The sequence below is a fragment of the Vibrio sp. YIC-376 genome, from assembly GCF_052353105.1.
Lineage (GTDB): Bacteria > Pseudomonadota > Gammaproteobacteria > Enterobacterales > Vibrionaceae > Vibrio.
In genome coordinates this window covers 77,106-89,661 of the sequence record NZ_JBBWFK010000002.1, presented here as the reverse complement: position 1 = coordinate 89,661, position 12,556 = coordinate 77,106, and the positions used below count along the sequence as shown (strand labels likewise).

Annotated in this window: 11 protein-coding genes; 7 read left to right on the top strand and 4 right to left on the bottom strand. The window is 40.9% G+C overall.

Features of this window, described 5'->3' with window-relative positions; genetic code table 11:
* Nucleotide 1: 1 nt before the first annotated feature.
* From WJM94_RS04640 to WJM94_RS04615, 6 genes are all read left to right on the top strand, one after another.
* Nucleotides 2–259, top strand: coding sequence for an RnfH family protein (locus WJM94_RS04640; RefSeq protein ID WP_444493063.1), 258 nt, complete (start codon nucleotides 2–4; stop codon nucleotides 257–259).
* A 135-nt stretch (nucleotides 260–394) separates the two neighbouring features.
* Nucleotides 395–931 (top strand): flavodoxin, encoded by a 537-nt coding sequence (locus tag WJM94_RS04635; protein WP_444493062.1) that lies wholly within the window; start codon nucleotides 395–397, stop codon nucleotides 929–931.
* 472 nt (nucleotides 932–1,403) lie between these two features.
* Nucleotides 1,404–1,979 carry a hypothetical protein gene (locus WJM94_RS04630; protein WP_444493061.1) on the top strand — a complete coding sequence of 192 codons (576 nt, stop codon included), beginning with the start codon at nucleotides 1,404–1,406 and terminating at the stop codon, nucleotides 1,977–1,979.
* A complete protein-coding gene (locus WJM94_RS04625) occupies nucleotides 1,972–4,191 on the top strand; it encodes a hypothetical protein (RefSeq protein ID WP_444493060.1) in 2,220 nt (739 codons plus the stop codon). The genes WJM94_RS04630 and WJM94_RS04625 overlap by 8 nt, the downstream gene beginning before the upstream one ends.
* A complete protein-coding gene (locus WJM94_RS04620) occupies nucleotides 4,188–7,223 on the top strand; it encodes a tyrosine-type recombinase/integrase (protein WP_444493059.1) in 3,036 nt (1,011 codons plus the stop codon). The genes WJM94_RS04625 and WJM94_RS04620 overlap by 4 nt, the downstream gene beginning before the upstream one ends.
* Nucleotides 7,224–7,638: 415 nt before the next feature.
* Nucleotides 7,639–7,854, top strand: a complete 216-nt coding sequence (locus tag WJM94_RS04615) for an MbcA/ParS/Xre antitoxin family protein (RefSeq protein ID WP_444493058.1) — start codon at nucleotides 7,639–7,641, stop codon at nucleotides 7,852–7,854.
* A gap of 197 nt (nucleotides 7,855–8,051) precedes the next feature.
* Here the strand turns inward: WJM94_RS04615 and WJM94_RS04610 are convergent, their stop codons facing one another.
* The 3 genes from WJM94_RS04610 to WJM94_RS04600 all read right to left on the bottom strand — a co-directional run bounded on the left by WJM94_RS04610 (nucleotide 8,052) and on the right by WJM94_RS04600 (nucleotide 10,371).
* Nucleotides 8,052–8,465, bottom strand: coding sequence for a helix-turn-helix domain-containing protein (locus tag WJM94_RS04610; RefSeq protein ID WP_444493057.1), 414 nt, complete (start codon nucleotides 8,463–8,465; stop codon nucleotides 8,052–8,054).
* A 433-nt stretch (nucleotides 8,466–8,898) separates the two neighbouring features.
* On the bottom strand, nucleotides 8,899–9,339 hold the full coding sequence (locus WJM94_RS04605) for a PaaI family thioesterase (RefSeq protein ID WP_444493056.1): 441 nt from the start codon (nucleotides 9,337–9,339) through the stop codon (nucleotides 8,899–8,901).
* A 153-nt stretch (nucleotides 9,340–9,492) separates the two neighbouring features.
* Entirely contained in the window at nucleotides 9,493–10,371 is an 879-nt protein-coding gene (locus WJM94_RS04600; protein WP_065301489.1) for a DMT family transporter, read from the bottom strand.
* 109 nt (nucleotides 10,372–10,480) lie between these two features.
* Here WJM94_RS04600 and WJM94_RS04595 point away from each other — a divergent pair, with 109 nt between their 5' ends.
* Nucleotides 10,481–11,350, top strand: coding sequence for a LysR substrate-binding domain-containing protein (locus WJM94_RS04595; protein ID WP_065301488.1), 870 nt, complete (start codon nucleotides 10,481–10,483; stop codon nucleotides 11,348–11,350).
* A gap of 276 nt (nucleotides 11,351–11,626) precedes the next feature.
* Here the strand turns inward: WJM94_RS04595 and WJM94_RS04590 are convergent, their stop codons facing one another.
* Complete coding sequence (locus WJM94_RS04590; protein WP_444493055.1) at nucleotides 11,627–12,511, bottom strand: AraC family transcriptional regulator; 885 nt, start codon at nucleotides 12,509–12,511, stop codon at nucleotides 11,627–11,629.
* Between the last annotated feature and the right edge of the window lie 45 nt (nucleotides 12,512–12,556).

Genomic DNA, 12,556 nt, shown 5'->3' with positions numbered 1-12,556 from the left:
GATGAAAGTAAGTGTTGTGTACGCGCTACCAGATGAACAGGTATGGCTGTCTGTCGATGTTGATCATACTGCGACAGTGCTGAGTGCAATTCAGGTCTCCAATATTTTAAACATGTTTCCAAGCATAGATCTTGATAAGCAGAAAGTCGGTATTTTCAGCAAAGTCGCTAAGTTGGATAGCGAACTTAAGGAAGGTGATCGTGTTGAAATATATCGCCCGTTAATTTGGCAACCTGAAGACGACGATGATGACGATTAATTGTCATCTTTACGACAATATGTCAGTTATTGTAATGCGTGGTTTTTATAAGTTATTGATTTTTAGTGTTTAAACTTTGGTGGGTATTTTGCAGGATATCTCTGCCATTACGATATTTCAAGCAAGGAGCTAATTATGAGCAAAGTAGGAATTTTTTTTGGTACCGATATGGGTAGCACTCGAAAAATGGCCAAATTGATCCAAAAACAACTCGGTGATGAGATTGCCGCTAAACCTAAAAATATAAATAAAGTCGATGCTAAAGAATTTACTAGTTATGACTACCTTATTTTAGGAACACCAACTTTAGGTGAAGGTCAGCTGCCTGGATTGTCCGTAGATTGCCAAGAGGAAAGCTGGGAAGAGTTTTTGCCTAATTTTTCAGAAATGGATCTGACTGGTATAAAAGTCGCGTTGTACGGTTTGGGTGACCAAGTCGCTTATACGAACGAGTTCGTCGATGCACTTGGTGAATTGTATGACCATGTTGCTAACTGTGGGGCAGAAATGGTGGGTTTCTGGCCAACTGAAGGCTACGAGTTTGGTTCTTCCAATGCTGTCGATGGAGATGACTTCGTCGGTTTAGTCATCGACAAAGAAAATCAGTCCAGTCTTACGGAGCAGCGAATTGCTGGTTGGGTAGAGCAGATCAAAGCAGAAATGGAGCTGTGATTAAGTAACCTTTCACGGACCTGCTTACTCGGTTTAACCGCATTCTAGAACATCCGATGAAATGTCACTCTTGCCTCGAGAGTGGCATTTTTTATTATTCAAAGCCAAAGTAAAAGTAATTGTTAGACTTTTCACTCAGGAACAAAAACAACAGTGTTGCATGAGCTGACTGAATCGAAGGCTTAAAACGGATCAGATTGAACAGAATAACGAACGGTGCGTTTTGAAATTTTTGTAAGGGGATTGGAGCGGGCAGCGGGAATCGAACCCGCATCATCAGCTTGGAAGGCTGTAACCCATGTGAATAAGAAAACTAGAATTTACAATAAAATCCTTATTTAATAATGGATTAAATCATTTTATTTTATTTGCATTTACACCATTTAATGCCATATTAAATTTAACGTTGGTACCAATTCATAGTTGTTTAAAAGACACTTTTGGTACTTTTATTTAATGTTTTAGGTGTGAAGTGGCAACTCTACTAGCAAAATCTAAGAAGAAAAACTTATCCACTCAAGTTCACCCAGAGGCTCTCGATGCCTTCAATTTTTTTCATTCAATGGTGTTTAAGTTCGATAAAGTTCAGGTTGGTTTGGAGGCAATTAATGCCATTGGATGTGACCAAATTTACCGAGCAATTTTATCAGATACAGATCAACTTGAGCTGATTTCAGGCTTCGAGTTTTTCAGTTTTTCGTTGCAACATTTTAATGTTCATGACGCCATGATCTTGATTGAACGTGACCTTCAATCCAGTCAGATTTCAGATCTAGCTTGGAGAAGTGTGCTACGAGTTTTACTCTCTTCTGTGGATAATCAATCGCTCGAAACGATGCGACAACAAATCAATATTCATACACCACCTCATTTATTAAACGACCACTTTGGTGCTGATCAGCTTACTCAAAAAAGACTCGCCGAATTAACCAACATGAGTGTATCTGGATTAAAGAAACAATCGAAGTACAACCCAAGACCTGCCCAAAAGCTATCAGTTAAACCTGCGTTATTTGAACAGATGAAGGAGCGTTTTGGGAATGAGTAATAACGGAACAAGCGAACAAAATCGTCTCAGTTTGATAGACGAATTATTTTATGGGTCACCTGAAAATCAGAGTACCATTGCGACTGAAGTTCTAAGATTGATTGATTTATTACCAGCCACTTTTCGAGAAGAGTTTATTGAAATCCAGTGGCTAATTTCCCAAGCCAAACATTTTCAAAAAGTGCCTAGCACGGTATCACTCTCAACCCTTCATAAAACTCTGCATAATCGCAAGCTAGTCAGCAAACTTGATATCGCAGCATTTATTTCGTCAACACTCACTCTTCTTTCGTATGATCAAGACAAGTTTGATTTCTATAAAGCTCTAACGCTGATTGTCGTGACTGAGTTAAGCATCGCTGGCAAGCACCGGGCTAAAATCGTTAAAGTATGCAATGAAATTAGACAGTATGCTCTCGGAAAACGTAAACGACTGATTCCCCTTTTACCTGTACCCGAGCAGCATGATTTTCAATCGCTGATTGAGTATTTTGATCAGAAAATCGAATCAGATATTAAGATTAATAAACAGCAAGTTGCGCAACTTACCTATTATCGTAATCCCTTCCGAGATAGTTATAACAACAGAGTAGGGATCCGCCGTAAGATTGGTGCGCGTGAATTTAAACAGGGCCGTAATCTAACCATCTCGAAAGCACAACCATTTGATGAGAGTGAAAATGAACACCACGCAACAGTGATTGAACTGTCTTCAAAAGTAAATGGCTCAGGTTGGCAAAGTGAGGATCAAGGTCAGCCAGAACGTTCTTTATCATTAATTTCATCGAAAAATTTTGTTCAGCGAGATAAGTATCAAAATGCTATGCGAGCCCGAGCGATTAATAGCCGGATTGTAAAAAATAAGATGTCGCTGACGTGTAGTATTAACCAAGTAAGTGAATATGATATTCGCTGTGTCATGAGCGAGTGTATCTCTATTTTGCGTGACAATAGCGACTACAAGCAGGTGGCGGCAGCAACTGTCATTTTACTGATGATTTATACCGGCAATAGTTTGGATGAAATAAACGAATGGAAAAGCGCTCGTTCTGATGGCTCTCATCATATCATTGGTATTAAACGCCGTTTCAAGTTGCCTTCCACGAAGAAGTTGGACAGACAATTATTGTTTCTAGCCAAGGACTTTGAAGTAAGTTATGTGCTCCCACTGCCACTTAACCTCATTGCCTCACTAGATAACTTCAATTTTTTTGCCTCTACTGGTTCGGACATCAAAACGCTATTATCAGATATAAAGAAAAAGTATCACTTATCTGTTACTTCATCATCGTTATCGAACTTTATGAAGCAAACCATGATTGCTCAAAAAAACGATGTTTGTGTTGCTGAACTCATTAGTGCGCACGATCCGCAAAATGAGCCAGCTCGATACTACACCGCAATTAACGCTAACGAGTTTTTAACGTGTTATTATCAGTATTGTACTTATCTGTCAGAGCTCAGCCAATCAAACTATTTAGTTGATCTGGAGAAGGTCACGTCACAAGGTGTGCTTGGTTCACCGTTTTTTCTGGAAACTGAGTATCTGCAATGGTGGTTTGAAAAGTTAACCGAATATTTTAGTTCAAAGGTTAAAGATAAAGCTGACTATTTTAGTGCCATTTACCACAATATGCGTGTTTTAGAGCTTCAAATCATTCTAGGTCTTGCTAGTGGATATCGTCCCGTGAACGATTGGTTTGGATCACTGAAAGACATTCATATATCTACCGGTGAATATCGAATAGCGGACAAAGAGCGTGGAAAAAGTTCTGGTGGTCGAGTGGTTATTCTGCCGCCCATTGCGCTTACAAAGTTAAAGCAATATCTCCAGTTTTGTGAAGAAGCCGAGCTGTATCACAGTCGTTTTAAACCTAAACTCGCTCAGGCTTATATGGAAGCCCGTGGTGGTGAGCGAGCGTTTTGTTTTTATATTGGCAGAAATGGGGTAGAAGAAACAACCCCGTCGTCTTATGCGGAGCACATCGACAGTATTCTTCCGCTTCCTCCCAACTGGACACGACACTACCTACGATCATATCTGTATTCAATCGGTGTTCATGATGAACTGATCGCCGCATGGATGGGGCATCAATACGCAGAAATACTGCCTTTTAGCCAGTTCAGCCAACTCAATCGGCACCAGCTCACAACCATCTCCAACTACTTGCAATCGCACCTTTGTATGCTGTTAGGCGAGGAGGAAGTATGACATTCCTGACCGGTGAATTACGGAGAGAAAAAAGTCGCCTTGAGCATATCGAAAAGGTAAAGCAAAAAGCGGACAAGCTATTTGACGAGGCGTTTCCTTCTCCAGAAAGCATAACCAGTGAAGAGGTGTTTATTCAAGGTTGGGAGCAGTTTGAACAGTCACTATTAAACGTGTTCGGCCCGCAGAAAGACTTCCGACAAGGATTTAAATATGGTGAGTATCGTGTTAATGCCAACAAAAAGAAGCATGGCTGGCCATACTCTCCACCATCAACGATTATCACCAATCGTCCACCAACCCAAACACGTGATAAAAAATGGTTAGCCTATTCCTGGGCTATCTATGACCAATATGCGACATGGAGGGATACGCACCTTAATGTCGATCTACAGGATGCTTCACTTCGCTACCAAAGTTTGATGCTCTCGTTGATCTTTGAGTCAGGTCAAATGAGTATTGATGTGGTCAATGCTTTTCATCATGCAATTATGAGCCAGCAGCCACTGTCTCTGCAAAGGGTCAGTTGTTACACCTACCTAACTCTGCTTCTGGACAATGAGAACCTCAATACCAACGCAGAAATTGATGGTGAACGTGTCACTCAATATCACTGTTACTTGTCATTGCATACATTGGCTCAGCTCAACCTTTGGCAAAAGACGGATCTTTCGGAATGGTCTGCACCAGAAACCCCTCAACAGATAGACACAATACTCACTTGTTATTTCAGTCAGACAGATGATCTACGATTAAACCTTACAACCTTTTGTCGAGCGGCTGCGAGTTGGTATGAGCGCCACCACAACGTCTCAATCAGCCAAGCACTCATTGAGTTCCGCATGGGGCGAACGCGATCTTATTCACTTCCATTGTCCAACTTAAAGCAGGTACTCTCACCCCATCTCAATATGCCGCGGTCAGCATCATTTTATGATTTTAATGATCCAATTTCCTTACCGAAGGGCAGGGAAGCATCAGCAAAAATGACAAACGGCCCCCGTATTAAAGATTCAGAGTTTTATGAGTTGGTTCGGATACCGTTTAAGATAAAGCAAGGTCAGAAAACCAGCCCTCAAAAACTTGCAGAAGACTTGTCTGTACTGGTTGATACCTATTCCATGTCCAATTGGCAAACCTGCTTCATAAATTGGCTTAGATTCAAACTTGAAACTTGCACCCCCGTAACTGTCAATAGTTACCGGACAATACTTATTAAAGACTGGGTGTTCATGAATACCGAGTTCACCATAGACAACACTTTGAGCGAGGGTGCTTTAGAAGAAATCTATGAAGAACAAATTAATCGCCATAAAAGCCCAAAGTCACGCAAGAACTTTGCGGCTCGGTTAAAAGATTTTCATCGTTACGCATTTTCATACCTAAACCTTCCAAGGCTCAGTGACGATTTCTTTCATTGCGACAGCACTCAAAAACACACACGTGCAGGTTTTGTGGATGAACACATCTTTCGTGCACTTATTGAACATATTCAAACGCTTGACGATCTCAACATGCTAGATCGGTTAGCACTGCAGTGTATCTGCATTATGTCCTATCGGTGTGGGTTAAGAATTGCTGAGTTATACAAATTGCAAATGCGCAATATCAGCCATTGTGAAGAGGTTTGGATGGAAGTGCGTCCGAACCAACTAGCCGATAATAAAACCGCGAGCAGTTTACGTAGAGTGCCTGTGCTCCCTCTTTTGCTGGACCATGAAAAAGACATTTTTAACCAATACTTACGACAAAAAAGAGCACTATCTAAATCTCAACTTGCTCCATTTTTAACTCTCGGAGAAAACCCCAATACCCCTTTTAGTCTTAATGCGGTGCGGAATTACGTGGGAAGCTTTTTGAAGATCGCTTCGGGGCAGGATCACTGGGTGTTCCACCACTTGAGGCACTCTTGTTTAAGTCGCCTGCAACTGATGTTAGAGCTTGAGAATGCACATGAAATTCTACCCTATGCATACCCATATGACCAAAAGCAAAGTACCGATATCCAACAGTTGTTATTTAAAGGCACATCATTAAAGGGGTACTGGGAAATTGCAGCCTTTGCTGGGCACGAAGATCCTGAGATGACGTTTACCCATTATTTTCATTTCAGTGATTTACTTGCCTCACCTCATAAAGGTGACTATCTTCAATCGCTATCGCTGCACGAAGCAACACAGTACGGTTTGCTATCTCATGACCGCTATTGGAAAATGCGCCAGCGTTACAACGGACAAGTGTTGTTGGCACACGCGGCAACACCTCTATACAAAAAGCTCAATGTACAGCTAGTATCAGATTCACCTAACCAAAATGAGCAACGTTATCCAAGTCTCGTGAATCATAAAGTGGAGAGTTTCTCAATTGAGTTGTGCTATCAGGTACTCGATGCCATTGCCAGTGGCCAATCGGTTGATAGATTGACACTCGAATATCGTATCTCATCAAGCACGGTTGATCAGTGGGTTGATAACGCGGAATACCTAAAATCCCTAACAGCCAATCCCACTGGGAATAACATGGGGCAAAGTCGTCTTTTCTCTAATATTCGGCAACATAGTCTAGTTCCTGGGAGATTGAAAACCAACAAAGAAAAAGAGTATGTGCGTAAATTTAATGCCAAGTTGCGTAATCACTACAAGCATAATCAACAACAGTTTACCGAGCAGATGCAATACTTCTTAACTCATTGTACAGTTAGCCAATCGGGTGTGACCTTTAATCAACCTGAACTACTTTCGAATTTTATCAATGCGTTTTCCTTTGCGATCCCCAAAGCACATTGGCGGGTCGTGACTCTGTACATGCGATCCAGTCGATTACAGAAAGAATGGAAAGCGGCTTACGCAGGAATAAAGACCATCGTGGGAGAAACGGGTACAACGACGGGTCGAACAGGACATGGTTCAGTCAGGCTTGAGCTTATCAGTCCTGATGAAGAAGCAATGACTGCTAAAAATGAAATGAAAAAATATTCATCACATCTACTTGTATACATTTTATTTTTTACTTTTGTAATGGTTAGAAAAGCATAAAGTTTAATTTGTGCCGCAAATATTAATAAAACGATGAAGCAACAATGTGAATCCACAGCTACGTATTTCGGAGCAATCAGCCACCGATTCCGGGAATCCCTGGACACCCATCCCCGCTATTATTCAAGAAAGTTGTCGAATTGGTAACGTTACTGTGGGAGAGTAATAAAGTCTCATACTAAAATGGCAGCGCGCTCATCGGTAAGCTGCCTTTTCTAAAGCGTTTATGCCGTGCGACCTGAAGTCGTATGAAGCGTTGTTCTGTGAAACCTCTTCCTCAGCAGTACCCATCGTTTACTTCAGATTAAACCAGATGTATAGGCGAGCAACGTGTGCTATAAATATCTAATATCACTTTTATCGAGAAGTGGATTGTGAGTAAAAACAGTTGCCAAAAGAATCGTTGGTTGATGATATGCAAGCTGATGAAATAGAAGAAGTTATTACGAAATTTCCATGTCTAAAATCTGAACTCAAAGATGTTTTTTGCTCAGAAGAGTTGGGGATTAAGTGGTTAACATCACACATTCCTGCTTTAGGAGGCTTAACCCCAGTAGAAGTTGTTCAAAAAGGCGATTTGAAATTAGTTTTGATGACACTGAATAAAATTAAAGATGGGGATTATTCATAGAATTCTTAGTGGTCAAATAACTCCGGACACCACTTTACCTAAGAGCCCCAAAGGTAATCCTTTATTTTCTAATTTAGCAAAGTGTGTAACAAGCTGTTGGGACAAACTTGTACAAGGGTCTTTTGCATAAATGTACTGAAAACACTTTTGTCTCGAAATGCGTTTAGCTACAGTAAAACTGCTCTAGAACAAGGACATTAGATAAACATGTACTTGGGGATGTCAAAACGCCTAGACAATACTTGTATATGACTTACTGTCAATTTTCTTTCACCTTTTAAAATCAGCGACATTAAGGGTTTACCGCCAATCTCTGGCAAATCGCTCAGTTTTAAACCATGTTGATCAATTATTACTGACAACATAGCTCTGCCTTTATCTAGCGAGTCTATGTGGTCATTAAATTTTTGAAATAACTCCGACTTATCTTCGTAGCGTTCAATAACAGGAAACAATAAATCAATAAGCGTCTTGTTGGCATCGTAATCCGTTACCAGCTTATCCATTAACTCTATCAATTCATGATATTGTTGTTCAGATTTAATCCCAGCCAACCACGGCATTTTCGAGTTAATTTCAATAGATAATTCTTTAAGCGACTTAATATCCACAATCCATTCACCCCTTAGATGAGCACATACAGAATATAGTATATGTATGCGTACCAGTTTACAGTTTGTAAACATAACCAAAGGGCAATCTTTCTCCTAATAAGTCGAGCAACCGTAATCACAAGTCAGTGGCATCTCTTCTGACTCATCTTTGCCCCTTTGTGTTTTATAGCAGTTCAGTGAAGTAGAAGTGATAACGTCATTTTGGCCTATATTTTCTAATGTAAGATTATTATTGAAATACATGACAAGTATCTTATGGAAAACTCGCGTTGAGTTCCGAGATATACCTGCAGTAAATTTATCGCAATCAAGCCCAATTGTAAGTTCAATTACATGTACATTGATCAATGTTGCACTAGAAGCAATTCTTGAGAGAAAGTGGAATGCGAGTTAGCTTTTCGAGTGTGTTTAAACTCGTATTAAATTGTTCTTAGGTTTTCGGTCTCTTGATAAAATAAGTCGCTGAACCACTTGCAAGTAGTTTGCCTTCACTATTACGAATAGTCCCTTCGGCAATTCCTAGAGAGCGGGATATATGTGTCACTTTTGCTTCGGCGATAAGCTTTTCATTGATGGGTACAGGTCTCATCATCTTCACTGCCAAGTCAACTGTACCATAGCTAACTCCGACTTCTAGCATGCTATGTACGGCGCAACCTGTGACTGAATCCAGTACGGTTGCCGCGAAACCTCCATGTACTCCACCCATAGGATTACAATGTTGTTCTGTGGCACAACACCCCAACAAAACAGAACCCTGGGAGACTTCCAGGTTAAACATTCCCATCGTGTCAAAAATACTCGGAGGCGGGATGTCTCCGGTAATTATTGCGCTTAAGTGCTCCAAGCCTGTGAGTTGAGATATATTCATGTTTCTTCCTTTTTAGATGTTAATATGCGCGGTGACTTAACGAGTTGTGTTGCCTAACGAATTTTTGTAAAGCCACAAGATGTAGCCGATAAAGAATGAGATTGAGCAACGAAACCAAGAAAGAGGGAGCGTGGTCACAGTTCGTTCATGCCTCTAACCCCGTTTTAGTGACCATAACGATGAAACAAGTAGAGCCACACCGAACCACTGGGTCAATGTAAAAGAGTGGTCAAAATAGACCCAATCAACGAGCAGTGCTGCGCCTGGATAAATAAATTGAAGTACGGCAATACGACTAGTTGGAAGTTTACTCATACCTGAATAGATGAGTGTAAAAGCTAGCCCACTATGTATTACCCCAAGGCTTATTAACCAAAACCAAGCGGTTTCGATAATTGGTGATGCGTTTAATGCAAAGCTCCAACTTGTTACAAACGCACTGACTAGGCACTGCCACCAGGCAAAACTCATTGGTGATATCTGAGAGTTACTTTTCGCTATCAGTGTTGCGATTGCATACAGCACTGACCCCACCATACAAAGTCCTATACCCAACAAAAAACGCTCATCTGTTTTTAGGTTTAAATCATCGAAAACTCCAGTGGCGAGAGTCAATCCGACCAATGCCGCTATAAGTACTATCACCGTGCTTCTATTGATGTTCTCTCTGAACATGACAGCACTTAATAGAATCAGCCAAAAAGGTTGCAAATGGTATACCAGCGTCGCCAACCCTACAGAGATATAGTTGAGGGATAGAAAATAGAGCCACCAGATACTCGCCATTAATGTCCCCGTTACAGATACCGCTAAGAGGCTTTTTGGTGATACTTTTAATTCTTTAAGGTTTCTATGGAAACCCATCCATATCCCAAGCGCGATACAACCAAATAAACTACGAAAGAACACAGTGGTTACAGGGGGTTGCCCCGCGTTAAAGACAAAAATCCCAATAGTTCCCAATAACAAGCCTCCAATGATCATTTGCATTGAATGTGACTCTGTACTTTTGGAAAAGGCGATCATGTTCATAAAGTTATCTAGTGAGTGAAAAGGAGTATCGATAGCTTAAGGTTGCTATTTGAATTAATTAAGCGAATATAATAAATTCATAATATTCGATAATCGAATATACAAAACCATGAGATCAAGAGACCTTCAAATTGACTGGCTAAAATCATTTGTGGCGACAGTGGACGCGGGTTCGATATCTGGTGCTACGAGGCTGGTTCATCGTTCACAATCCGCTGTTAGTTTACAAATACAAAAATTGGAAGCGGCAATTGGTAGTCCAGTCCTTTTGCGAGATTCACGCGGCATATTACTAACATCAACGGGAAACGAGCTTCTGGTTTATGCTCGTAAAATCCTAAGACTTCATTCTGAGGCATTGGAGGTGACCAGAGGCGATGAAATCCGAGGTCAAATCCGTATTGGAGTTCCGGAAGATTATGCTCAAGCTTATTTATCACCTGTCATAAGGGCGTTCTCTTTGCACTATCCAAATGTCGAGGTATTACTGACCTGTGAGCCATCGGCATTATTGATAGAACAAATAGAATCGGGGAGGCTTGATCTGGCTGTGACAACCGTGCAAGGACTAGATAAAGGAACCTATCTCTTCAACGAAGCGGTTCACTGGGTTGCGTCTGAAGCGTACGGCACATGGAATAAAGATCCAATGCCAATTGCGGCACATGATGAAGGCAGCCACATTAGAAACGTGGTATTAGATATGCTCGATAAGTGTGGAAGGCGCTACAAGATTGTTTACCAAAGCCCGAGTACAGCAGGGCAAATCGTGGCTGCAACGAGCGGAATCGCGGTAGCTGTTCTCACCGAATGCAGTCTCACTCCTGAGTTGAAAGTCTTGGGCGAAAAGGAAGGGCTTCCCATGCTTCCCTCTATGAAAGTCGAGATAATCCGCAGAAAAGGGTCAGAAAACATAGCCTCAATTGATGCTATGTATAATGAAATTATCGGAGCACTACAAGCTGAACTGCACCATTAATATTGGACAAACCATAAATTATTTTGGACTGCCACCGATCTCCTAGACAAATTTCGCCTATTCTTAAGTAATCTACTGTATAGAATGGAGCAAGCAGTAAATATCACGTCGTATTGCCTAATTTATTTTATTCAGTCGTATTTAATATGCTAGTTAAACTGGGCTAAATGAACTCTGTTACATGCTAATAATGGCATTTTATTGTCAATTGGATTCAGTTGACTGTCTATTAATAAATATAAGATCAAGGCTCATCACTTATCACTCATTACTTCTTCACTTGTATTGCTTACGAAACTGACTAGGAGATATGCCAAAGGTGCGGCTGAATCTATGGGTGAAATTGTACGGATCTTTATAGCCGACTCGATTTGCAATCGCCGCTATTGGCCAGTCACTGTAACGCAACAACTCTTGTGCTTTATTCATCCGCATTGCAATCAGTTTTGCCTGGGGAGACACACCATAAATTGTGCGACATATTCTTCCAAGCTGTTCTTCGCTGATAAAGCACTGTTTGGCAATATCGCTAATTTTCCATGTTTGATGAAGTTGCGACTCTACGGTATTAAAAATAGCTTGTACTCGGATCGTAGAGGTCGTGCTTTCCGTTTTTCCAGTATCTAAGTATCGAACTAATTCGGTCATGAGTAGTTGGCGAAAGGCTGGACGGCCACCAATTTCAGCGTTTAATAGGCTTGAAATAGACCATACTTGCTCACTGGAATCAAAAGGAATGATGTGTTTGTTTAGCATTATTAGTGGATGCCATCGCTCTGTCGGCTTTAGTAGGAACCAAGTCATCTTCCAGGGACGAGTCTTATCAAGCAATTCGAACCGAAAAGGCATGCCAGCAGGCAGTATGGTAACTGTGTTACTGTGAATGGTGTAGATTCCGTGTTCTGTAATTAGAGATCCTTCGCCTTCAGTTGTCACAAGCATAGTGTGTACATTCTCACCTTGTCGTTCGACCTCATAGCTTTTACTCAATTGCGCTATCCCAGCCATAAAAATATCGTACTTGCTCAATTCAGGTATAGAAGCTTGAGTCAAATACCGCTCTTTACATTGATCGGAAAGGTGGACGTGATCTCTCCAGTCTCGAGTGATAGTTTTATCTCGGATGTCGGATTTGAACAGGTTTTTACTATTTTGGCACATGTATTAATTCTATCTTCATCATTATATTAATCACCATTAAATTGT

What these genes read in the sequence shown, in the direction of transcription:
- WJM94_RS04640 (WP_444493063.1), top strand. Translation starts at nt 2, where the DNA reads ATGAAAGTAAGTGTTGTGTACGCGCTACCAGATGAACAGGTATGGCTG.
- WJM94_RS04635 (WP_444493062.1), top strand. Translation starts at nt 395, where the DNA reads ATGAGCAAAGTAGGAATTTTTTTTGGTACCGATATGGGTAGCACTCGA.
- WJM94_RS04625 (WP_444493060.1), top strand. Translation starts at nt 1,972, where the DNA reads ATGAGTAATAACGGAACAAGCGAACAAAATCGTCTCAGTTTGATAGAC.
- WJM94_RS04620 (WP_444493059.1), top strand. Translation starts at nt 4,188, where the DNA reads ATGACATTCCTGACCGGTGAATTACGGAGAGAAAAAAGTCGCCTTGAG.
- WJM94_RS04615 (WP_444493058.1), top strand. Translation starts at nt 7,639, where the DNA reads ATGCAAGCTGATGAAATAGAAGAAGTTATTACGAAATTTCCATGTCTA.
- WJM94_RS04605 (WP_444493056.1), bottom strand. Translation starts at nt 9,339, where the DNA reads ATGAATATATCTCAACTCACAGGCTTGGAGCACTTAAGCGCAATAATT.
- WJM94_RS04600 (WP_065301489.1), bottom strand. Translation starts at nt 10,371, where the DNA reads ATGAACATGATCGCCTTTTCCAAAAGTACAGAGTCACATTCAATGCAA.
- WJM94_RS04595 (WP_065301488.1), top strand. Translation starts at nt 10,481, where the DNA reads ATGAGATCAAGAGACCTTCAAATTGACTGGCTAAAATCATTTGTGGCG.
- WJM94_RS04590 (WP_444493055.1), bottom strand. Translation starts at nt 12,511, where the DNA reads ATGTGCCAAAATAGTAAAAACCTGTTCAAATCCGACATCCGAGATAAA.